This is a genomic window from Adhaeretor mobilis, from assembly GCF_007741515.1.
Lineage (GTDB): Bacteria > Planctomycetota > Planctomycetia > Pirellulales > Lacipirellulaceae > Adhaeretor > Adhaeretor mobilis.
Genome location: NZ_CP036263.1, coordinates 3,224,834 through 3,247,372 on the forward strand (window position 1 = coordinate 3,224,834; position 22,539 = coordinate 3,247,372).

Annotated in this window: 17 protein-coding genes; 11 read left to right on the plus strand and 6 right to left on the minus strand. The window is 55.5% G+C overall.

The window, feature by feature from the left end; translation table 11 throughout:
* Window positions 1-209 precede the first annotated feature (209 nt).
* The 3 genes from HG15A2_RS12735 to HG15A2_RS12745 all read left to right on the plus strand — a co-directional run bounded on the left by HG15A2_RS12735 (window position 210) and on the right by HG15A2_RS12745 (window position 3,162).
* Window positions 210-1,544: a replication-associated recombination protein A gene (locus tag HG15A2_RS12735; protein ID WP_145060597.1), complete on the plus strand. Its 1,335-nt coding sequence runs from the start codon at window positions 210-212 to the stop codon at window positions 1,542-1,544.
* A 6-nt stretch (window positions 1,545-1,550) separates the two neighbouring features.
* Window positions 1,551-2,021 (plus strand): CbiX/SirB N-terminal domain-containing protein, encoded by a 471-nt coding sequence (locus HG15A2_RS12740; RefSeq protein WP_145060598.1) that lies wholly within the window; start codon window positions 1,551-1,553, stop codon window positions 2,019-2,021.
* Between the two features lie 112 nt (window positions 2,022-2,133).
* Window positions 2,134-3,162 carry a hypothetical protein gene (locus HG15A2_RS12745; protein ID WP_145060599.1) on the plus strand — a complete coding sequence of 343 codons (1,029 nt, stop codon included), beginning with the start codon at window positions 2,134-2,136 and terminating at the stop codon, window positions 3,160-3,162.
* 39 nt (window positions 3,163-3,201) lie between these two features.
* Here the strand turns inward: HG15A2_RS12745 and HG15A2_RS12750 are convergent, their stop codons facing one another.
* Both HG15A2_RS12750 and HG15A2_RS12755 read right to left on the minus strand, forming a co-directional pair.
* Window positions 3,202-3,675: a hypothetical protein gene (locus tag HG15A2_RS12750; protein ID WP_145060600.1), complete on the minus strand. Its 474-nt coding sequence runs from the start codon at window positions 3,673-3,675 to the stop codon at window positions 3,202-3,204.
* A gap of 101 nt (window positions 3,676-3,776) precedes the next feature.
* Window positions 3,777-5,000, minus strand: coding sequence for a DNA polymerase Y family protein (locus HG15A2_RS12755; protein WP_145060601.1), 1,224 nt, complete (start codon window positions 4,998-5,000; stop codon window positions 3,777-3,779).
* 88 nt (window positions 5,001-5,088) lie between these two features.
* Between HG15A2_RS12755 and HG15A2_RS12760 the strand changes: the two genes are divergently transcribed.
* From HG15A2_RS12760 to lipA, 3 genes are all read left to right on the plus strand, one after another.
* On the plus strand, window positions 5,089-8,970 hold the full coding sequence (locus HG15A2_RS12760) for a hydantoinase B/oxoprolinase family protein (protein ID WP_145060602.1): 3,882 nt from the start codon (window positions 5,089-5,091) through the stop codon (window positions 8,968-8,970).
* A 133-nt stretch (window positions 8,971-9,103) separates the two neighbouring features.
* Window positions 9,104-10,045 (plus strand): cysteine synthase A, encoded by a 942-nt coding sequence (gene cysK, locus HG15A2_RS12765; RefSeq protein ID WP_145060603.1) that lies wholly within the window; start codon window positions 9,104-9,106, stop codon window positions 10,043-10,045.
* 181 nt (window positions 10,046-10,226) lie between these two features.
* The gene (gene lipA / locus HG15A2_RS12770) at window positions 10,227-11,168 is read left to right on the plus strand and encodes a lipoyl synthase (RefSeq protein ID WP_218931932.1); all 942 of its coding nucleotides are present in this window, start codon (window positions 10,227-10,229) and stop codon (window positions 11,166-11,168) included.
* Here lipA and HG15A2_RS12775 read toward each other — a convergent pair.
* The 3 genes from HG15A2_RS12775 to HG15A2_RS24070 are packed head-to-tail and all read right to left on the minus strand — an operon-like array spanning window position 11,161 to window position 15,332.
* On the minus strand, window positions 11,161-11,973 hold the full coding sequence (locus HG15A2_RS12775) for a hypothetical protein (protein ID WP_145060605.1): 813 nt from the start codon (window positions 11,971-11,973) through the stop codon (window positions 11,161-11,163). The two genes, lipA and HG15A2_RS12775, sit on opposite strands and share 8 nt — an antisense overlap.
* Before the next feature lie 12 nt (window positions 11,974-11,985).
* Window positions 11,986-12,540 (minus strand): DUF309 domain-containing protein, encoded by a 555-nt coding sequence (locus HG15A2_RS12780; RefSeq protein WP_218931933.1) that lies wholly within the window; start codon window positions 12,538-12,540, stop codon window positions 11,986-11,988.
* Window positions 12,541-12,542: 2 nt separating this feature from the next.
* The gene (locus HG15A2_RS24070; protein WP_218931934.1) at window positions 12,543-15,332 is read right to left on the minus strand and encodes a hypothetical protein; all 2,790 of its coding nucleotides are present in this window, start codon (window positions 15,330-15,332) and stop codon (window positions 12,543-12,545) included.
* A gap of 271 nt (window positions 15,333-15,603) precedes the next feature.
* On the opposite strand from HG15A2_RS24070, the gene HG15A2_RS12790 reads away from it, so the two are divergent.
* The 5 genes from HG15A2_RS12790 to HG15A2_RS12810 all read left to right on the plus strand — a co-directional run bounded on the left by HG15A2_RS12790 (window position 15,604) and on the right by HG15A2_RS12810 (window position 21,274).
* Window positions 15,604-15,927 (plus strand): hypothetical protein, encoded by a 324-nt coding sequence (locus tag HG15A2_RS12790; protein WP_145060606.1) that lies wholly within the window; start codon window positions 15,604-15,606, stop codon window positions 15,925-15,927.
* Between the two features lie 155 nt (window positions 15,928-16,082).
* Window positions 16,083-18,230, plus strand: coding sequence for a hypothetical protein (locus HG15A2_RS12795; protein WP_145060607.1), 2,148 nt, complete (start codon window positions 16,083-16,085; stop codon window positions 18,228-18,230).
* Between the two features lie 80 nt (window positions 18,231-18,310).
* Complete coding sequence (locus HG15A2_RS12800) at window positions 18,311-19,180, plus strand: ABC transporter ATP-binding protein (protein WP_145064050.1); 870 nt, start codon at window positions 18,311-18,313, stop codon at window positions 19,178-19,180.
* A complete protein-coding gene (locus HG15A2_RS12805; protein ID WP_145060608.1) occupies window positions 19,177-20,850 on the plus strand; it encodes an ABC transporter permease in 1,674 nt (557 codons plus the stop codon). The genes HG15A2_RS12800 and HG15A2_RS12805 overlap by 4 nt, the downstream gene beginning before the upstream one ends.
* A gap of 4 nt (window positions 20,851-20,854) precedes the next feature.
* On the plus strand, window positions 20,855-21,274 hold the full coding sequence (locus tag HG15A2_RS12810; RefSeq protein WP_218931935.1) for a gamma-glutamylcyclotransferase family protein: 420 nt from the start codon (window positions 20,855-20,857) through the stop codon (window positions 21,272-21,274).
* Between the two features lie 15 nt (window positions 21,275-21,289).
* Here HG15A2_RS12810 and HG15A2_RS12815 read toward each other — a convergent pair whose 3' ends face one another.
* Window positions 21,290-22,507 carry a response regulator gene (locus HG15A2_RS12815; RefSeq protein WP_218931936.1) on the minus strand — a complete coding sequence of 406 codons (1,218 nt, stop codon included), beginning with the start codon at window positions 22,505-22,507 and terminating at the stop codon, window positions 21,290-21,292.
* Between the last annotated feature and the right edge of the window lie 32 nt (window positions 22,508-22,539).

Here is a 22,539-nt window from a genome sequence, read left to right on the forward strand (position 1 = left end):
CTTGCTCGTGAGCAAAGGCGTTTAGTGGCAAAGGGAGGGCGTTATGGGTAGAAGAATCGACTCGCGTCCTGGCCTGGCTGAAATAAGTAAATCTTTGCCGTTAATACCCGTAGGGTAGCCGGGCGAACGCCGACGGCGTACAACGCCTATATCGGTTGTATGCCGTGTCTATGCTTCACCATCCTAATCCTAAAGCAGTGATTGAACCCATGTCGCTCTTCGCCGCAGAGGAACAAGAAAATCGACAGCAGGCGATGCCGCTGGCAGCTCGCATGCGTCCGCGCACGCTTGAAGAATTCGCTGGGCAACAGCAATTCCTTGGCGAGGGGAAACTGCTGCGCCGCCTCATCAAGGCAGATCGCCTGACCGCGGTCCTCTTCTTCGGCCCACCAGGCACGGGGAAGACTACACTTGCCCACCTGCTGGCCAATTCCACCGATCGACGTTTCCGCCAGCTCAATGCCGTAACCAGTGGTGTGAAGGAATTACGGGAAGTCCTCGAAGAGAGTCGCAATTCGGTAGCATCGGGCGGGCCGCGCACTCTGTTGTTCATTGATGAGATCCATCGCTTTAACCGTTCTCAGCAGGATGCACTGCTCCCAGATGTCGAGGATGGCAACGTGGTGCTCGTCGGAGCAACCACATCGAACCCTTTTTTTGCCGTCAATGATGCACTTGTAAGCCGCAGTCGTGTTTTCGAGTTCGAGCCCCTCTCTGAAGAGGATGTTGTTGGCCTGCTTCGTGAAGCACTCGCTGATAGTGAACGCGGTCTTGGTGACACTCCCGTCGAAGTCGAGCCCCAAGCTCTTGAGTTCCTGGCAACTACCTGTGACGGCGATGCCCGCCGAGCGCTGAGCGCCCTAGAAATTGCCGTGCTCTCTAGCGATGAACGCCCTGTACAGTTCACTCTGGAATTAGCTGCAGAGTCGGTTCAGCGGAAAGCCATCCGCTACGATGCCAGCGGCGATAGTCACTACGACGCGATTAGCGCTCTGATTAAGAGCATCCGAGGTAGTGATCCTGACGCGGGTCTCTACTGGTTGGCTCGCATGATCGAAGGGGGCGAAGACATCCGCTTCCTGTGTCGCCGCCTTGTAATCCTCGCGAGCGAGGACGTCGGCAATGCAGACCCGCAAGCACTGATGCTTGCCGTGGCGACCATGCAAGCGTGTGAGTTTGTCGGGCTGCCGGAGTGTCAGTTGAGTCTCTCTCAATGTGTTACATATCTCGCCTGTGCTCCCAAATCAAATGCCGCTACAGTCGCGATTGGTGAGGCGCGGGCTGACGTTCGGGAAGGAAGGCTGATTCCGGTACCCATGCATCTGCGCGATGGGCACTACGCAGGCTCGAAACGCCTTGGGCACGGGCAAGGTTATGAGTATGCTCACAACTCCGAAGATGGCATCGCCTCGCAAGATTATCTTGGGGTTGAAAAGGATTACTATCGACCAGTGGATCGTGGGTTTGAGGTGGAACTCGCAGAACGACTTGATACTATTCGTGAGAAGCTTGCGACGGCGAAACCGACAAGCGAGGGGCCGTGATAGAGCATGAGTGAGCACGACTTTACCAATACTGAGCACACCGGCGTGATCCTGGTCGACCACGGTTCGCGCCGTGAGGAAAGTAACCAGTTACTGCTCGAAGTCGTGGCGGCGTACGATCAGTCTTCCTCGTGGGAAATCGTTGAGCCGGCTCACATGGAACTGGCTGAACCTTCAATCGCTGTCGCATTCGCTCGCTGCATTGAGCGGGGGGCAAAGCGAGTCATCGTTTTCCCTTACTTCCTCTCGCCAGGCCGGCATTGGCACAGCGACATCCCCCGGTTGGCTGCCGCGGCTGCGGCTGAGCATGGCGATATTCCCTTCGTCGTGACGGCACCTCTCGGTTTACATCCGTTGATGATGGAAGTCATCAGCCAACGGATCGGGCACTGCTTGCAGCACGCAGGCGGGACTGCTGATTCTTGCGAGATGTGCACTGATAGCACCGGCTGCGCGGCATCAGACCAGGGCCAGTAGGTCACGTTGCTAGCAGGTTAAGTCTTGCCGATTAGGAAAACCTTAACTCCTGCGTCTAGAAATCCGATAGCTAACCGTAGACCACCATAATTGTGTCTATGGAGCCTTGGCGATGGATCGCACTTTCAGACTCACACTACTTTGTAATGTTTTGGCTATTGTTGTTCTGCCGTTCTCAGGCACTTCTGACAGCTGCCTTGCCGCAAATGCCTTCGTACCCGGCACGGGAGAAAAAGTCGATCGGCTAGGCGATGACTTTGAGGCGGAGGACTGGGCCTACACCATGAATGGTGCCAAAGCCAGTCACGAGCAAGATGAAAAGCAACGGGCACCCGGCGGCTTCGCGCACAATAAGCGCTGGTACGAAAGCGCCAAACGTGGGCAGCCCGACGTGGTACAGCGTATTATTACTCCTCCCGGTGGACTGCCCGGCAGTAACGGTTCGCTACTCATGGCGACTCGCCTCTCTGGAATTCCTGGTAAGCTGGCCCAAGAGCAAATGCAAGACGACCTGATCATGGGCGTGCGAACGCGTCTTAATCGTCCGATTCATGTTTCCTGGCGGCCAAGCATCACGGTGCGTGTTTACCTGCCTGAGTTTCATCGCTGGGAAAATCGTACGGGCGCTTCATTCGGCTTCCGTGGCGATGTGCGGGGTACTAACTCCGATGGTGACATGGAACCCTACTGGCCCGGCTTCTTCATACTCTTCCGCAGCGAAACCGATCGCCGCTTCAAAGAAGACTTTGCTCAGATCAGCGTCCGTGCTCGCCAGAACGGCCGCGACGTACCGGGACCGAAGATTCACCAGCATGGCTGGTGGACGCTCGGCATGTCCTACACGTCTGACGGGCAGGTTCACTACTACGCACGTGAAGGCACCGGCGACCTGACAGATGAAGATCATCTCTACAGCAGCTTTCCCTACAGCTCGAAGGCTCAGTATCTCGACAGCGTGTTCTTCAACGTAGCGAACTGGGAAAACGGCAAGAACTGGTCGACCCCGTGGGTAATCGACGATCCGCAAGTGTTTGTCATCCCGCCCAAGGGGCAAACGCTGGCCGACTTGCAACGCCGGCGTCCCAACACGGCCAGTCGCAAGCGGAGCGGCCTGCAGTCGTTGTTTGATAAGTTTCGATAGTGACTTGGTGGTGTGAATCGAATGTGGTAGCCGCTAGGCTCAGATCACCTGCCCAACGAGCACAGGCATTCTTTCGTGACGTGTCATGTTTTCGTAGTACACGCTCGCTGCTTGGGTGAGCATGTAGACATGAGGCTTGTCCTGTTCGTCACGCACGACGACGCCTTCCAGGCCCTCGTCGATGTGGAACCACACGCCTTTCTCTAGGCCGAAGTTTGCCGGGATGATGCACGGCTCTGGCTTCAGCCAACGCCACTTCCCTGCGTCCAGGCTTTCCTTGCGGCACCAACCGGTGCGTGGCAGCTTACTTTCCTTGTTGCCGCGATTGCCCCACTCCATGATCAGCGTTTGCCCGTCCCACTCCACGGGTAGCTCCACAACAGGGTCTGGGTACATGAAATGCAACTCGGGCTGTTCTGACTCGGCACGCGCCACGATTCGCTTTTCGAGTTCATACTCATCAAACAGCTCTTGCTTGAGCCGAGCCTTGAGGATGGAAATGCCTTTACACATGAAACAAGTTCCCAGTTTTTAGTGTTCAGTTTTCAGTGCCTAACAATGAACCACATGAGCACGTCTGGCAAAACCACACAGCCGACTGCCCCCCTCACTCTTTAAAAACAGCTCTTCCCGTAGATGTCACAAATATCATACTCGTTAGCTGGATCGGCGTGTACGTCTGCCAGAGGAGTGGTCATGCCGCTACGGAGGGCGAATCGCCCGACCGACGCATTCACCTGCTGGGTAACGGTTTCCAGGGCGGCAGTGCGAGTGTCTTGCTGTGGATCGCGTAGCGCTGGCTGGTCGAATAGGCTTGGCTGGCTTTGCCAACGGGGCCAGAGTCGGCCGGCAATCACGTGCATGTAATGAACTGCCGCGCGGGGAGGTTGCCACACCTGCGGCAAGAGCCACAACGCTGCTTGGCGGAGTGGTTCTACGCCAGAGGTACTGCCGAGCAGGCTTACTCGCTGACCCCGCTCAGGCGCATCGCGAAACAACAACGAAAGGGTTAGCTGATCGCATACCAGCTTGTAGTGATCGAGCGCTTCGACCAACCGTTCCACATTTCGCACCACGTACGCTGCCACGCGCTGGCGATCACTGGACGCTCTTCCGATGGAACCCCCACGGCTTACGAACTTATGCACAGGTCGCGCGACGTTGATCGGCAGCACCGACGTGCCGTTGAGTTCCCACCACAGGTCCTCGCCCCGTTTGGTAAGCAGCCAGCGTACGAACGCACGATCAGCCGCGGCCAGTTGATCGCATGTGGTAATTCCGTGGCTGGCGAGCTTCACTGCCGAGCGCTTCGCAATGCCGGTGATCTCGGTGACAGGCAAGCCTTCGAGCAATTCACGGCGCGCACTCTCTGTGAGCGCCACGCCGTATCCAAACGGTTTTACGCTATCGCTAATCAGCTTTGCGAGCGTTTTGGTCGGTGCGATGCCTACGCTTACCGGCACACCGACTTCCCGTATGAGTTCCCGCTGCAAGCCACTCGCATCTTTGGCCGTCCAACTTCTGGCCTGGAAGAAGGACTCATCGACTGAGTAAAACTCTACTCGCGGGCTATGTCGTTTCACGACGTCGAGCATTTTCCGGGAGAGCACTTCGTACCAGCGAAAGTCGCGTTTCACATAGATGCCTTCGGGGCAAATCTTCGCCGCCTCCCAAATGGGCACGCCCGTGCCCACGCCGCTAGCCTTCATTTCGTAGCTTTTGGCGATGATACACGCACCGTGATTACCCAGCACGCCGACCGGTAGCCCCAGCAAATGCCGATGCCGCACTCGCTCGGCGGAAACGTAAAAACAGTCTGCATCGACATGACCAATCATGCGGGGCAGTATACTGTACGCATGTATATTATCAAGCGGCTGTTTCAAAGGGCTGCTACCCAGGCTCACTTGGGCTATCATCACTCACATGGCACAATTACCGTGGCAATTTTGGATCGACGTTGGCGGCACTTTCACCGACTGCATGGCAAAGAAGCCCAATGGCGAGCTACTGCGCCACAAACTGCTCAGCTCGGGGGCCACGAAAGGGCAGCTCGGCATGGGTTGTACGCAGGAGCGACTTGTCGATTCCCAGCGGCAGAACGATCCACCGCAGTTCTGGGACAACGCCACGCTGGCTCTCTTGAATGATGAAGGGGATGTAAACCAAGAGACCACCGTCGATCGCTTCGACAATTCTACTGGTAGCTTTGCGATTGTCGATTCTCTATCAACTCCTCCTCAGCCGGGCACTCGCTACGAGTTGCGCCACGCCTACGATGCACCGGTACTGGCAATTCGGTATTTGCTCGGATTAGCCACACACGAAACCCCGCCGCCTGTTTTACTACGGCTAGGAACAACACGTGGCACCAACGCGCTACTCACGCGTACTGGTGCTAACACGGCACTGGTGGTGACGCATGGCTTTGGCGACGTGCTACGCATCGGCTACCAAGATCGACCACGGCTGTTCGACTTAGCGATCAAGAAGCGTGTACCGCTCACCGATAACGTTATTGAGATCGCAGAACGTATCGCATCAGCCGGTGAGATTCTGATTCCTCTAGATGAGTCGAAGGTGAAGCAGCAACTCGTGGAGTTGAAAGAGCAGGGCATCGGATCACTGGCGATTTGCCTCATGCATGCGGACTTGAATCCAGAACACGAGCTCGTTATTGAACATCTCGCCCGTGAAGTAGGCTTTGCCGAAATCAGCCGTTCGAGCGAAGTTTCGCCGCTGGTGAAAATGGTCGCCCGCGGGGAAACCACACTTGTGGATGCCTATTTGAATCCCGTCCTGCGAAGCTACTTTACGAAGCTGCAAGAACAGCTACCCGGCAGCACGCTAAGGCTGATGACTTCCTCCGGCGGATTGACGAGCGCAGCTAGCTTTCGCGGTTGCCAAAGCGTGTTGTCCGGTCCCGCGGGCGGAGTCGTAGGATATACGAGAGCGGCCGAGTTGGTTGGCTACAGCAAAGCCATCGGCTTTGATATGGGCGGCACGAGTACCGATGTGTCGCGCTATGCGGGCTCGCTAGAGCTCGACTTCGAGAGCGAAAAGGCCGGCGTGCGATTGATGACACCCACGCTTGCCATTGAGACGATCGCAGCGGGCGGCGGGTCGATTTGCTGGTTCGATGGCGTAAAGTTGCAAGTCGGTCCCGACAGCGCAGGGGCAGATCCAGGCCCCGCCTGCTACGGACGTGGGGGGCCACTTACGGTTACGGATGTGAATCTGCTGCTCGGTCGTGTCATCCCGGATCACTTTCCATTTCAATTGGACATCGAAGCCGCTCGCTCAAGAATCGAATCCATCGCGGCTCAAGTATTCGTGAATCGGGCAGAGCGTCTCACTCCGGTGGAGCTTGCCGAGGGCTTCCTGAAAATTGCCAACACAAACATGGCGGGAGCGATTCGAAACGTAACGATTGCCAAAGGCGTTCAGCCGGAGGGGCATTTGCTTGTCGCTTTCGGTGGAGCCGCAGCACAACATGCATGCGCCGTCGCAGATGAGTTGGATATTACCGAAATTCTCCATCACCCGGACGCAGGCATACTCAGCGCCTACGGTATCGGAATGGCGGAGGAAGTGCGTGGAGCGACCCAGGGCGTGTACCAGTCGTTAGCAACGCTCGAAGAATCACATCTTACTGAATTCTTCAACCGACTTGCCAAAGTGCCTATCGGTGAGTTCGCTGCGGAAGGCGTCCTTCCTGAGGACTTGCAGTTGGGGCGTAGTCTGGAAGTTCACTACACAGGCTCCGACACGAAGTTACTTGTCCCGTACAGTTCGGTCGAACAAGTCCGTCAAGACTTCGAGGTACTGCATAAGACACGCTTCGGGTACACCAAGCCCGACCGAGAAATTCAAGTGGCAAGTGCTCGCCTCAATCTGCGCTTGCCGGTATCGCCGTCACCCACTCAAGTGGTCAACAGCAGCAAGGGGGCTCCAGAACCAGCTCAGCACGAAGCGGTGTTCGCTGGTGAGCGTCTTTCGGTAGATTCTTTTCAACGCGATCATCTGCCGCAAGGATTTCTCATTGCCGGACCGGCGCTTATCACGCAAACACATACCGTGGTTGTGATCGAGCACGGCTGGGAGGCAGAAATGCTAGAAGGTAGAGAATTGCTACTGAGGAAGCTCGCGGAAACTACGCCAGGGCAAAGCTTGCTGGCGGAAACTGCTAAACCTCAAGCGGCGGTCGAACTGGAGATTTTCAACAACTTGCTCGTTGGCGTAGCGGAACGCATGGGCCACGTCCTACGACGCACTGCCGTGAGCGTGAACGTGAAGGAGCGGCTTGATTTCAGCTGCGCGGTGTTCACGGCAGAGGGAAAGCTTGTTGCCAATGCGCCGCATGTGCCCGTACACCTGGGAGCGATGGGTGTCACCGTGCGATGCTTGTTGGCTGAGAACCCCGATCACCAGCTAGGCGATGTCTTCATCTCGAACGATCCCTACCGTGGCGGTTCGCACTTTCCAGACATCACGATGGTGCTACCCGTGCACGACGAGCAAACGGGTGAATTGCTATTTTGCACAGCTTGCCGAGCCCATCATGCGGAAATCGGCGGGGTGCGGCCCGGCTCGATGCCACCAAACTCTACGTCCTTGTCTCAAGAAGGCGTACTGATCTCCAACTTTCTGTATCGACGTGATGGCAAAGTATTTGAGGAAGAGTTGCAGGAACTGCTGACTTCGGGTGATTATCCTTCGAGAAGCGCTGCAGAAAATATTGCCGACCTTGCCGCGCAAGCAGCGGCGGTGGAACGGGGTGCGAGAGGGTTGAAGAAACTCGTAAGAACTCATGGGCGTGCGAAGCTGCTCTTACAGATGAAAGCGGTGCAGGCAGCGGCGGAATTGAAGGTTCGCCAAGTCCTAGCAGGTTTTCCTGTTGATCGCTACTCCTTCACGGACTACCTGGAAACCGCTAGCGGTGTAAGCGTGCCGATTTGCGTCGCGATTTCTATAAACTCAGGCAAAGATGCAAGCCAGCCGGCAGCCATTTTTGATTTCACCGGTACGGGACCTGTGGTGAGTGGGAATCTAAATGCCAATCCCGCGATTGTCACATCCGCAGTACTCTACTCATTGCGATTGCTGGTCGATGAGGATATTCCACTTAACGAAGGCGTACTGGATGCAGTTGAGATTATTTTGCCACAGTGTTTGCTCAATCCAGCACCAGGAAAGACGGTAAGCGATTCACCCGCGGTTGCAGCCGGCAATGTGGAGACTTCGCAACGAGTTGTCGATGTATTGCTCGGAGCATTCGGAGTAGCGGCCGCGAGCCAAGGAACGATGAATAATGTGCTCTTCGGCGATGATAACTTCGGTTATTACGAAACTCTCGGCGGTGGTAGCGGGGCTACGCTAGACCACGGTGGTGCCGATGCCGTGCAAGTACATATGACCAACACCCGTAGTACGGACCCGGAGGTACTCGAGCGCCGCCTGCCGGTGCGACTGTGGGAAATGGGTATCCGTAAGAATAGCGGAGGCACGGGTAAGCACTCCGGCGGTAATGGCATGCGGCGGAAGCTGGAATTCCTGAGGCCACTGAAGCTCTCGCTCATCACCAGCCGCCGGGGCCCGCATCCACCATTTGGGCTCGAAGGAGGCGGAGCCGGGGAGTGCGGGCGAAACCGGCTCATCCGGGCCGACGGCTCAATCGAGGAACTTCCCGGCATCTGCGAACGTGAGGTCGAAGCGGGAGATATGTTGGAAATCCAAACGCCTGGAGGAGGTGGTTTTGGAGTTGTTCCAACCGACTGGCAGAAAGTAAATATCGACTCTCTAGACTAGCGATACTTCTGGATTTAACGCGGCTCGCTTGTTGCAGCTCACGGGGTTGTCGTTCTGGCAAATTATGTCGATAATTGTTGCTTCAGTAAGAAGCCAACCAAATGACTCTACTCTAAGACAAGAGGTCCCCGCCATGCCCCGCAATCGCACTTACGACAACGCTGCTGAGGCCGTCGGCGACACACCGATGATTCGTATCAACCGCTTGGTCCCGGAAGATCATGCCACGGTTTTCGCCAAGTGCGAGTTCTTTCAGCCGCTTAATAGCGTGAAAGATCGCATCGGCGCTGCGATGATCGCAGCAGGCGAGAAGGACGGCAAGATCACTGCCGATACGCATGTCATTGAGCCTACCAGCGGCAACACGGGCATCGCCTTGGCGTTTGTCTGCGCGGCTAAAGGGTATCGGCTGACACTGACCATGCCAGAGTCCATGTCGGTTGAGCGACGCACTTTGCTTAAAGCGATGGGAGCCGAGCTTGTGCTCACTCCGGCAGCCGGTGGCATGAAAGCAGCCATTGCCAAGGCGGAAGAGTTGACCGCGAACGGTAATAACACATTCATGCCGCAGCAGTTTGAGAACCCCGCAAACCCAGCGATTCATGAAGCAACAACTGGCCCTGAGATCTGGGCCGACTCGGGCGAGAACATTGATGTGCTCGTAGCCGGCGTTGGTACGGGCGGAACGATCACTGGGGCAACGCGTTTCCTCAAAAGCAAGAACTCCAACTTCCTCTCCATTGCCGTAGAACCTGATGGGTCGGCTGTCATTTCTGGCGGCGAACCGGGCCCTCACAAGATTCAGGGTATCGGTGCTGGCTTTATTCCAGGCAACTTGGATGTATCACTCTTGGACGAGACCATTCAAGTGAGCAATGAGGAAGCGTTTCAATGGTCCCGCCGGCTCGCAAAAGAGGAAGGTATTATGGCCGGCATCTCCAGTGGCGCAAACATGTGTGCCGCTGCGAAGGTAGCTGCTCGCCCAGACATGAAGGGCAAGCGTATCGTCACCATCATGTGCAGTCTAGGCGAGCGTTACTTGAGTACGCCACTGTTTGAAGGGCTGACGGCGTAGTATTCTTAAGCAGAGTGCCTGACGCAACAACGTCTCGTTAGCCGCCGACCTTGTTCGGCGTGTGGTTTGGCTTGGGTACCAGCGTGGAACAAGCTCGGCGGCGAAATAACCCTTCAAGCGTGATGTCCGATTTACCAGCGTTGCACTCGATTTCGTAGTGCAGGCGAGTTCGAAGGTCGAATTGACAAACAGTCTCCCCATCGTCGAAAAACCAGCGCGGCAACGCCTCCCGGAGTGGCTGCGCGTCAACCTTCCTGCCGGCGGAGGTCAGCAGACGTTCAACGGTACCGACGCTGCCGTACATGGCAACTCTCTAAACACCGTGTGCGAGGAAGCCCGCTGCCCGAACATTCACGACTGCTGGGCACGTGGCACGGCAACGTTCATGATCGCCGGCGATAGTTGCACGCGGGGGTGTCGGTTCTGCTCCGTAGAAACACTTAAGGCCCCGCCGCTACCCGAGGCAGAAGAACCTGAAAGACTTGCTGATGCGGTCGAGCGGCTACAGCTTAAGCATGTAGTGATTACGGTAGTCAATCGCGACGATCTTTGCGACGGCGGGGCAGGGCACTATCGCAAATGTGTCGAAGCTGTCCACCAACGCTTGCCAAACACAACTATTGAACTTCTCTCCAGTGATCTCGATGGCAATTGGAAGGCGCTCGCGAGCCTGTTGCACGAATCTCCGCTTGCCGTCTTCGCGCACAACGTCGAGTGCGTTCCTAGGCTGGACGAACTCGTTCGCGACCCGCGTGCTTCGTTCGTACAGAGCTTGGATGCACTCAAGCATGCGAAGCAGATTGCGCCGGAAATCGTCACCAAGAGTAGCCTGATGGTTGGCTTAGGCGAAACCGATGAGGAAATCACAAGTGCCATGCAGCAGCTTCGCGACAACGGAGTGCAATTGATTACGCTGGGCCAATACTTAGCCCCTGGCCGACCGGGCACGCGATTTCTGCCGGTTGATCGCTACGTTCACCCTGATCAATTCGCAGAATTCGAGCGACAAGCCCACCAGATGGGCTTTCAGGGCGTTGCTTCGGGACCACTTGTGAGAAGCTCTTACCGTGCAGGGGAGTTGTTGGCGAAAGCCCGTAGTCGCGATGCTTGCATCCCTACTTAGGTAGTTTCCCTTTCTTTGCTTCGTCGATCGCTTGATGGAACTTCTGATCATCCCAGAACTTTTTTGCCTCCTCGGCAAGCTTCTCAGCAAGCTCAGGCTCCTTATTTAGCGCTAGCATTGCAACGAGTGTTGAGCAGTCGCGGCTAAGCGTTTCTTGAGCGTAGTCAAGGTGCCGATCGCCCAGTTGCTGCTCTTCCGCAAATTTCTGATTAAGATCATACATCTGTTTGATATGAGCCAGATCCTTCTCAGGCTCAATATACTTGCGGCACAACTTATACTGTTTCGACTTCAGAAGTGCTGGTTGCGCTACGGAGAAAATTCTCGCAGCCAGTTTTTGCTCTTGCTTGTCCTTGTCAATCGCTTGAAAGAGCAAGACCGTTTCTTTGGATTCGTTCAGTTTCTCGTTGATAGATTCAAAATCGTGGAAATAGTGGAAACGCGTATTGACTGTTTTGTCTTTCGTGAGGACTAGCTTCCTCGCCTTGTCCCGCGTCTCACGTAGCGCTACCAATGCCGGCTCGTACTTATCTGCCAGCTCTCGCCAATCCGAAAGCGCGAAAGAAAGCCGCACTCCGTAGAGCGACTGCTGGAAATCTAAAGCGTTTTCATGAAACCACTTATGCTTGGCAAGCGCCTCTGCATAGCGTCTCGCCCGTACGTCCTCTCTCGCTTCATTCAGGATTGCATGGGGATCGGGGTTTTTCGGCGGCGACCAGATCAAAGCATGCGCTTCTGCGAGCCCCAGAGCAGCGATAGCAACAAGCAAACAGGGAGATTGCGTGAGCAAAGACGACCGAGTCATGGATTCGAACTCCTAGTTAATTTCAAGCCAACCGCGAAGAACGAGAGTTGGGTTGGCTTCAGTATAGTGAGTGGCAGCCTCAGAGACCAATCCCCGTGCGATTGCTTCCACGCGAGCTAGACTCAAACCGCAGTAGTGGCCGCCTGTTCCCGGTAGCTGGGCGGTTACTATGTCCAGCAGTTCTAGTGTTCGGCGCGCGTGGCGCTCGACACCGCGCGGGTTCCCTTCGCGTGCCTTTACCAGTGCAGCTGCCAGCTTGATGAGCGCTTTCAACCAATCGGCTGTCACACCAGTTCTACCGGCGGCATGCCAGAGCGACTCCCAAGCTTCATGCGCTTCCCAGTAGTAACCGTGATTGAAGAGATCGATGCCGTAGAGATAAGCTTTAGAACGATAAGGCTCTTGCGGATCCAGCGGCGGCGTAATTGGCTCCTCACGCCCAAACCAATGCCCAGCCGGGTCGCTTACCGGATGGGGCGCATGCTTAGGGACGTAGGAGTACGGCGGCAACTCCGTATCGCTGTAACGGAGACGATCAACCGCGGGAATCGCTGCTGGTGTACTCACGGCTACTCCTGCAGTTGAGGCTGTGGCTCCAAGTCGGGGCTTTCTTCCATAGCCGGAGGTGGCGGCGCGTCTTGTTTGGGTTGACTCTCATCCGCCGCTTGCGGCTTAGCTGCTGGTTCGCTCAAAGGTTGCATCATGGGTTTTTCTCGTGGCAATTCCATGTCCAACGGCTCACGCATCAGCAGTTCCAAATGCGCAGTGATCGACTCCTCGGTGAGGCAAGCATCCCCACTAGCTCCACCGAACCAGGACAAGAATGGCAACTCGAAGTCATCAGGGAGCGATGTCAGCAAGAATCGATTCTCTTTAGGCAGCGCATTCGACGACCATACGGGTATGCCACTCGCTGGTTGAAAGAGTTGGTACTCGCCACCCAAGGCACACACAAATCCGCCGTCCATAAGTTGGCCGGCCAATTCTTGGCATTGGTCACGTGGAATGTTTAGTTGATTGCCCAGCGTATTCATTAGTCGGCTAGCGGCAGCACTTGTCTCGCGCGCTCGTCCGTAGCCAAAGCTGCTAATCAGCTCCGCAAGACCGGTGCCTGAGAGGTCAGAGACCGTAAATCGCAGTTGTGCGGGTCGTTCAGCCGGAACGCGAGCCAGTTGGGGAATGACTTCATTGACAATTTCTGGCTTGAAAGACAGTAGTAGAAAATCATCTCGTCCGCCTAGCCACATGGCATTTTCTAGCTCCTCCGCCGGCTCGCGAACGCGGGGTTGCGCCCCCGTGAACAATTGCAGCAAACCCGGCTTGGGCCAGGCACCGAGGTAGCCGCGGATCATTTCGGATGTGCTTCCAATCGGTGCCGCAGTGCCTTTTCTGACCACCAGGGGCGATCGAAAGTCTCGCACACCGCCGAAAAGATGATGCAACTCCGGATCGCCACCCAATAGGGGTAGCGCGGCTTCCAATACGATTTCCATGTTCGCTAGGTCATCATGAGCAGGCAATATGGCCTCCTCGCTCGGCGGGCCGAGCCAGTCTTCCAGTTTTCCTAACTTCATGCCATCGCGGGGTTCGATCAGGACTTCGGCAATGAGATGCTCGGCGACGAGTACCTCGCGTGGAATTTTAGTTTTGTCCGTTTCTTCCACCTTCTTTGTAATGGGAACTCGCTGGAGCGCGATGCTAACTGGTCGCATGACGCCAACTTCTTGGATGAAACGTTCCGAGAAGCGACGATACATGCGTGCTTCTTCGGTAGTGACCGGTTCGATTTCTGTATCTGGAATTGGGAGAAATAAGCCGGGCCGACCGCGCCGCGTGTCGATGCCACCGAGTGCATCACAGATGAGTTCCCCTCCGCCTGCACACCGGTCAAAACCGGCAGGCAAGTAGCCTTCGGCAATAAGTTCAGCAAGGCTCGATGCGGCTGAACCTTCCGCGGTGGCCATGAGTTTCGCCAAGGTGACGAGCTTGAGCCGCCGTGAGGAGCTTAGCCGGCGTTGACTCTCGATCCACGTTCTTGGCGAGCAAAGTGTCCGAAAGAACTGGTTGCTAAGGTGGATGAACACACAATCTTCGCGATCCACGGGTTGCTGCGAACGAGCGAGCAGAAACGCTGGGTCTTCAGCCAGGGGAGTTTTTCCTGCTCCGGCCGCGAAGAATCGCCCTGCGAGAGTGCGAGAGTTCGTCACAAGGTGGAAGTCGCCGTCTTGGGCGTAGTACGTGCGGACCTCTCCCGACGGACTCGCGATGAGCGATGCCTGCTTGCCGTCGGGGAAGTCAATCGTCGTTTCGCTCGCATCGTCGAATGTATCTAGCGCCCGGCGACGTTGAGTTGTCAGATCGCGTGCAAGCAGGAAGTTATTCCTCGCTTGGAAGAGAATCCCGACAGCGGCCCCGTCTGTGGTATACGGATCAAGCCCGATGAGCGCCACATCATCGATCACCTGTGGTCCGACGATCTTTGCCAGTGCCGACTCACTCAACGAGAGCTGTTGCTCTATCCGTAACCCAGCTTTGCGATCGATGCCGCGTCGCAAAATCATGTTCTTGAGATCGCCTTCCCACTTGCGATTTAGATCGCGAAACCAGAGGTAGTTCTTGAAATTGCCGAAGCGAATATAGAAGCTCTCTGCGGGCACATGGCCGGCAATCGGTTCCGTGACGACCTCACCCTGTAAAGTTATTTGTGGCTCGGGCCACGGCATAGATGGGGGGAGCGGCACCATTTCCGGCTGCTGCTGGATGTCTCCATCGGTGGCGAGTAGTTCTTGGTCGAGTTCCAATCGGTAGGCTTCGGTGGCGAGCAGTTCGTCCCAGATAGTCTGCTTGTTTTGTTCCCAAGGCAACCAACGTCGGCGAGGCGTGGGCAGTTCCTGATTGAGCCTACGCGCCAAAGTGGGAGCGACGAAGTTCTCCACCACGGGGGGGAACTCGGGGTCCTGCCGCAGATCACGCCAACGATTGGAGTATTCCTCCCACCACTCTGCAAGCAGTCTCTCCTGTTGTCGGGCATCGCGTCGGGGGGTAACAGTGATCGTCTGCTGCGTAGGGGAATAGAGGTCAAGCCGCAGGGGCTCATCGCCTACGAACAAGAAGTACATAGTCACAGCAGCAGGCGTATCAATCTCAAGTATCCTACGCAGCAAACGTCGCACAGGGGCGATCTTGAGAGCCGGATAAAGGACGCGACCCCCAGCACTCTCCACGGTAAATCGCTCGTCGCTGATCGGCAGCGAAGGCTCACCGCGATCCACGGGAACGGTCACGCGACCTACGCCAAAGCCGGCACCAGAGTAGGCTTCCACTCGGGGAGCCGCAGTACAAATAGTACTAAGACTCATTGTTGCCAATAGCGAAGCTACAAGTAACGCAAAGAGATTAGGTATCCGGTGGAAGTTCATATAAGAGCTGCAAGTCGGCTGGGGTCTCAAGATCAAGGAGGATAGTCGCCTTCCATCCTAGCGGTTCTTCTGCGGGGCAAATAGATATTCAGGCACAAGATATTCTCCCAAGATTCTTGGCCCAGGTGCGAAATGCTTAAAATGAGTCTATCTCGAGGCGTTGGCGCTTAACTGCTTGCGGGTACAGGGCAGTATCTGCCAGAATCTATCTATGCTACTCCCCCAGTTTTCGCTCCGGACAGTTATGGCGGCCGTGCCGGCCGCTGCGATCGTTGCCCTCGTGGCTGGTCGTGCCTCCTTCGGTAGCGAGTGGGCCATTGCCGTGTGTTACGGCTTGGCAAGCGTTGTCATGGCGGGCATCGTGTATGCGTTTTTTTTCGGGTTATGTACTGGCTTGGCTGTTCTCGTGGGGAGGGAAGACATCGTCGCTAGGACGAGTCGCGGTGCCGTCCGTCGTGAGTCGGATCAAAGCCCTTCAGAGGACGAACTACAACCCTCTGTAGAATACCTACCTAACCCCAGTGGGGGCAGCTGATGTCACCATGTTGGCGATCAGCCCTGACTCAGTGCCTCCCCGGGGTCGTGTTGCGTACTTTGTTTCTGCTGGTTCTCCCGGGGACCTTGTTGCCTGCGAATCACGTGAATGCGCAAGTAGCTTCGCGGATGGAAGGAAAATCCTTCCAGTTTACGATGCCGTCGCCTATTCAAAGCACTAAGACCCAAGCAGTTGTTCCTCCTGAGACGATCACACTCGGTACCGACTTTAAGTCGCAGTACGGATATTGCCCGATTGATGTCACTTACAATTCCGTGGCTCGAACAACCACTGAACAAGAAATCACCATACGTTTTGGATTCGGCGGTCGATGGCAACCGAGGGGTGACAACACGATAGAAGCCGAGAAGACTTTCTTTGTTCCCTCGGGTGTCCGGACAGGAAGAACTACGCTACTCATCCCCAGGTATAGCGATTGGAGTTCGATGAATTGGGAGGTTTGGATCGATGGTCGCTATCGTCGAAACCTGAGTTCGACTCCCAATACGCTCCCTTTCAACTACGCATCACGAAACAACAATGAAGCTCCGTGCTTGCTGTTTGTCTCGGACACGAGAGGCAGAGCCCAAAAAAGCGTTCGCCGTCTGTCCAATCAGTGGAGACAGTCGAACGTCACCGTCCGATCCCTGGCTGAACTCTCCAGCCAGTGGCTGGATTACACAGGCTACGGTGCGATTGCGCTTTCTGCGGACGATTTCCTATCGCTTAAGTTGAATCATCAGGAGAGCTTCGCAGCAGTTCTTGCTTGGGTACGAGCGGGCGGAAATCTTTGGATTGTTGATGTGGAGGAAGGCTGGGCCGGTTGGGACTTTGCATCCTTTACCAACATGTCGCTATCCGCTGAGGCTACTAAAACGGAAAAAACACCTGCTGATTATGGTTGGCGTAGGGTGCGGACCGGTGGGCGAGAGAAAACGAAGGAGGATGAATTACAAGGATTAATTGAGCTTTCGGAAGCCCCACGCCGCTTTGCGTTACCGAAGCTCGACTCGTTGAAAGAAAAGATGCGAGAATTCGTGGATCCTCGTTCAGGAGAGAGGCGATTGTCACCGCGTGGAGTAGATAGGGAAAACAACTTGAAAATCTTAGCACGCTCGTTTGGGCTTGGCGCAGTCGCCGCATTTACTCCTGGGAAGAGCGACCCACCCTACAATATGCCAATCTGGGGCACTCTACTGGGTCCTCGCATGGATTGGTCAGCACGCCACGGCATTCATCCCGCCTTGCCGAATCATGACTTTAACAACTTCTTGATTCCGGGCGTGGGATTAGCACCCGTAACCGAATTCCAAGTTCTCATAACGTTGTTCGTACTTTGCATCGGACCGCTGAACTATTGGCTACTTCGACGAGCGAAGCGGCTTCCTTGGCTGCTAGCGACCACTCCTATCGCGGCCGCGCTGGTGACACTTTTTCTGTTCGTCTACGGTTTAATTTCAGACGGCACAGACGTGCGCGTGCGTGCCCGGAGCGTTACCCAACTCGATCAGCTGGCAGGTGAAGCAGCTAGCTGGGCGCGACTCTCCTACTACGCGGGCATTGCGCCCCGTGGGGGTCTAGTACTGCCAGCGGACACAGCGATCTATCCGGTGCTGCCGTTCGCTCAAGCTTCGCGGAGCCGATACACGCAACGCTCCCTCGGTCGACGAGAACTGGTCTGGGATCTGGATGATAAGGGAAACGGCACTCAACGCTTGACCGAGGGTTGGTTGGCGTCGCGCACCCCAACGCAGTATCTAGGTATTACCTCACGCTCGACCCAGCAGCGGCTTGATTTCAAGGAAGGCACCACGGGTTTGAGCGTCTCGAATCAACTGGGTGTCCGAATCCTGTACTTGGCCGTAGAAGATCCCCAAGGACAAACTTATTGGTGCGAAAATCTGGCAGACGGCAAGTCGCTAGTCATGGACAAACTTCCTACCAAGGATATCTCGACGAAACTCCGTAAATTGATTTCCGACGCCGAACCGTTTTTCCCCCCTGGGGGCGAGATCGACTATCGATTCATGAACGACAGTGTGGGGCATTTCTCAGAGAGCTTGTTGGAGGCGGAAATCGCGGCGATTGTCTCTCCGCTGCTCAATGGTTTCGGGCGCGGACGTTACATTGCGATTACCGAACAGGGCATGATTGTGGAACTCGGTGCAAGCGACGCGCGCGAGGAGTCGAGCTTTCATGTTGTGAAGGGCCGTTACGCCAAGGCTGACCCACCGGAGGATGCCGTAGAGGAAACGGCAAGGAATACAGATTCTGAAACGCCAGCAGAGGAGGACGAGCCGTGACAAGTAATCCTCCGAATCGGCCTTTGATCGAAGTTCGCGGCCTGCATCGTTACTTTGGTAAAACCAAGGCGGTGCAGGATATGTCGTTTAAAGTTTTCCCAGGCGAAGTGTTCGGCTACATCGGCCCGAATGGTGCCGGCAAGACGACGAGCATGCGAATCCTCGCAACGCTTGACGAACCTACCTACGGCAATGCGTTTGTCGATGGGTTCTCCGTGGTGGACGATCCCGACCGCGTGCGCCGCAGGCTAGGTTTTATGCCCGACTACTTTGGCGCCTATCAGAATGTCAACGTCTACGAGTATCTCGACTTCTTCGCACGTTCGTACGGCTTGCGAGGAGCGCAACGAACCGGCGCCATCCACTACGTGATGGACTTCACACAGCTCGACAAGCTGGCAGACAAGCCGATCGATGGGCTATCCAAAGGAATGAAGCAGCGCCTTTGCTTGGGCCGCACAATGATTCACGATCCCGCGGTACTCATTCTAGACGAACCGGCTGCTGGGCTCGATCCGCGGGCTCGCATTGAGCTGCGCGAGATGATCGCTCTCTTGGCTAAGAATGGTAAGGCGGTACTGATTAGCTCGCACATTCTTACCGAGTTGGCCGAGATTTGCGATCGCGTGGGAATTATCGAACAGGGTAAGCTGCTTGCCGTCGGCTCTGTGGACGAAATTAGCGGTCGGGCGGAAACCATCAGCAAAGTTCAGGTGCGAGTGTTGGATGGTACAGAACGTTTGATCACGTGGCTCACCGCTCGCGATGACATCGCAGACATTGTGCAAAAAGATCGTGGAGTTGCCTTCACCCACGAAGGCGGACCCCCAAAGCAAGCCGAACTCCTGAAGCAACTGGTGCAGGCGGAATTTGCCGTGGTCGATTTTGCATCCAAGACCAAGAGCCTGGAAGACGTGTTCCTTCACGTGACGGAGGGACGTGTACAATGAGTACAGCCGATGCGAATACTACCGAAGCAGAGAGACCAACCCAGGCAACCAGCAACTGGCGTAATTGGCTCGAAGTACTGGAACACCGCGTCGTGGGCTTGTTGGAATGGGCTAATCCCATTCTTGTAAAAGAGACCCGTCAAGCTCTCAAGAGCAAGCAATTCCTCCTCACCTTCGCGATCGTATTGGTTGCCTGTTGGATTGTCAGCTTCGCGGGGCGAGCAATTATCGGGCCGCAAATCTTTTACATTGCTTCTGGGCAGGACATGCTGGTCGCGTACTACGCGATCCTTGCTTTCCCGCTGGCAGTCATCGTCCCTTTCTCAGCGTTTCGTTCTCTCTCAGCGGAGAAGGAAGACAATACTTACGATCTGCTGTCCATTACAACGCTTTCCTCGCAGCAAGTAATTACTGGTAAACTGGGCAGCGCGATTCTGCAAATCCTGATCTACTTCTCTGTGGTAAGTCCGTGTATCGCATTTACTTTCTTGCTGCGAGGCGTGGATGCTGTTTCAGTTGCTTTGTTACTTGGCGTTACGCTCCTAGCCTCGATCGGGATGTCGTTGATCGGATTGCTTGCTGGGACGATGGCATCGGTACGCTATACGCAAATGTTACTCTCAGTAGGTTTGGTGCTGGGAATGGCGTTTGCCTTCTTCGGTGCCGTCGGCGTTACTCCCGAACTGCTGCGTGAGAGCCATAAGATGATCCAAGATCGCGACTTTTGGATTGGTCTTGGCGGAGTGCTGACACTTTATCTAACCACCTTCGGATTGTTACATACGGCAGCTGCCGCTCAAATTTCTTTTCCTAGCGAAAATCGCTCGACCAGAATTCGGTACTGGATGCTGCTCCAACAAGCTTGCTTCGTGGCCTGGATGACCGTTCCCCCACTCCTGTATCCCGACGAGCCCGAAGCCGTCCCTGTTCTGGCATGTGCTGCCGTTGGGATTGGTTTGATTTATTGGTATGTCATGGGATCGATCATGACGGGCGAATGGCCGCACCTTTCCCGTAGAGTCCAGCGTTCTCTGCCTAGCAGTCTCGTAGGCCGGTCGCTATTCAGTTGGCTCAACCCGGGCCCCGCCTCCGGCTACGTATTTGCCGTAGCAAATTCCGGAGCCTTGGTGGCGCTGGGGCTCATCACTCTTTGGGCTAACGCCCCTTTCCCACCTTTTGGTCTCAGCGCCACTCAAATTTCGCAGTTCATGCTACTCGGTTGGTGTTACTTAATCATTTTTTTGGGTCTTGGCCGCTTGCTAGTGAGTGTGCTGCGTCGTGTTGCCTTCGTCCCCTTGGCGGCGGCGTTTCTCGTGCATTTGATTCTCATGATGGCTGCGATTGGTGTGCCCGCAGTCATCTATTCCATGAGTAGCCAGTTTCGTAGTAGCGGGTATTCGCTACTGCTAGCCACAAACCCTTTCTGGACTCTATCGGAAGTCTTAGAGAGCGGCCTCGTCTCAGGTCGAGAGATGTTGGTCTACCTCCTGCCCGCAGCGGCAATTGTGACATTTCTATTGAATCTACGCGCGATCGGTGCGGAACTCTCGCGACATCGCATTGCAGCACCTGCGCGGGTCTATGAAGAGGAAGAGGAGCTGCACCCGCACCCTGAACCTTCCCCTACCAGTCCGTGGGAAGAAGACCCGCGTGAGCCAGCGAAAGTCTAGCGCGATGCATCTATTCGCCTACGGCACCTTAGTTTTTGAAGATATCTGGCAGCTTATCGTCGGACGAGTCGTACAGAGCCGAGCCGCTACTCTTCGTGGCTACGAAGTGCGTCGCGCGGAGGGCGACCTCTACCCGGTCATGTTTGAGTCGGAAGTCTCGGATGAATCGTCCGCCATAGAGAATGTGCCGGGGTTTGTGTACTATGATCTGACCGAGTCAGAATTCCAGCGTCTGGACGACTATGAATCTGGGCTCTACTATCGTCGAACCGTGCTACCTCTACTGGAAGATGGAACTGTGATAAGGTGCGATAGCTATGTTCTGCCCCAGAGGAATCTACAGTACGCGTCTGAATTACCCTGGACGCAACAATGGTTTGCGCAACACGCAAAACAACGATACATGCAGCGACTATTGCACTAGACCCTCAATTTGACGCTAGCAGGCGGCCCGCTTCTGCAAGGCAATTTCGCGCCAGAGATCGACACTCTGCGTGCAGTTAAGCCGCGCAAGATAGGAATGGTCGAGCCGATCTCGCGTCGGTCGCTGCAATTCTGACTCGCTCTCCAAGAGCTCAGCCTCATTCACTAACGCGTTGGCTGCATGAACTGCTGTGACCCCTGAGAATTTCTTGCCTGGGTGACCGCTAGGATCGTGGTGATATGCGATTGCTTCGAGGATGTCTTGAGGAAGTCCCCAGATGGCGGCCAAGTAACCGCCAACTTCCGCGTGTGAGGTGTCGAACTGGTCATGCTCTGCTTGTTCCAAGGGCAAGTTCGTAATTTCCGCAGCAGTAGTCACTATCGAATAATCTCGCCCTATGTTCTCGGCTAGCACCAACTTGCCGATGTCGTGCAAAATGCCGGCAAGCAAGGCGTTGTCGCTATCATCGCGGTTCATGCCTTCGATCTCGGCAAGGCGTTTTGCTAGACAACCGACTGCCATGCTGTGTTTCATGACTTTCTCAAGCAGCGCCGCAGGGATTCGCGACTTCTCGAGTTGGCGGAATACACCTGCGGTAAGCACGAGAGGTCGCAGGGTATTAAGCCCCAGAAGTGCAGCAGCGTGGGCGGCGTCTTTCACGTGGACAGGTAAGCCAAAGAAGGAGCTATTCACTAGCTGCAGCACTTTGGCGGTCATTCCTAAGTCTTTGGATATCAAGTCGCCGATACGATCGACTGAAGCATCCTCACGGCGTAACTCATCGACCAATCTGAGATAAACAGCAGGTAGAGAAGGCAGTGCGTCGACTTTAGAGACCACCGCACGGAGTCCTGTCTGCGCAAGTCGTTCATTGAGCAAGCATGTTCGGTTAACTACGTCATACAGCAGTTCAGGATCACAGGGCTTGGTGAGATACTGCTGTGCGGGGCCTACCGAGTTAAACAGCTCACTGTACTCGGCTTGACTGCAAAGCAATAGCCTCACGGTATCAGGGTAAAGCTCACGGACGTAGCGCAGCAACTCCGCTCCGCTCATGCCGGTCATCTTGAGTTCGGTAACGACGACATCGAACTTGTTTTCCGCCATCTGCTGAATGGCTTCCGGACCACTCTGGCAAAAAGTCATTTGCCAATTTCGCCGGTACGCGCGAAGCAGTGTTTGGAGTGCGGCCAGTTCTGTCGGATCGTCGTCAACGAAGAGAATCTTGTGCATGGTGAACCAGTCGGGAAACTGCGGGGAACTCA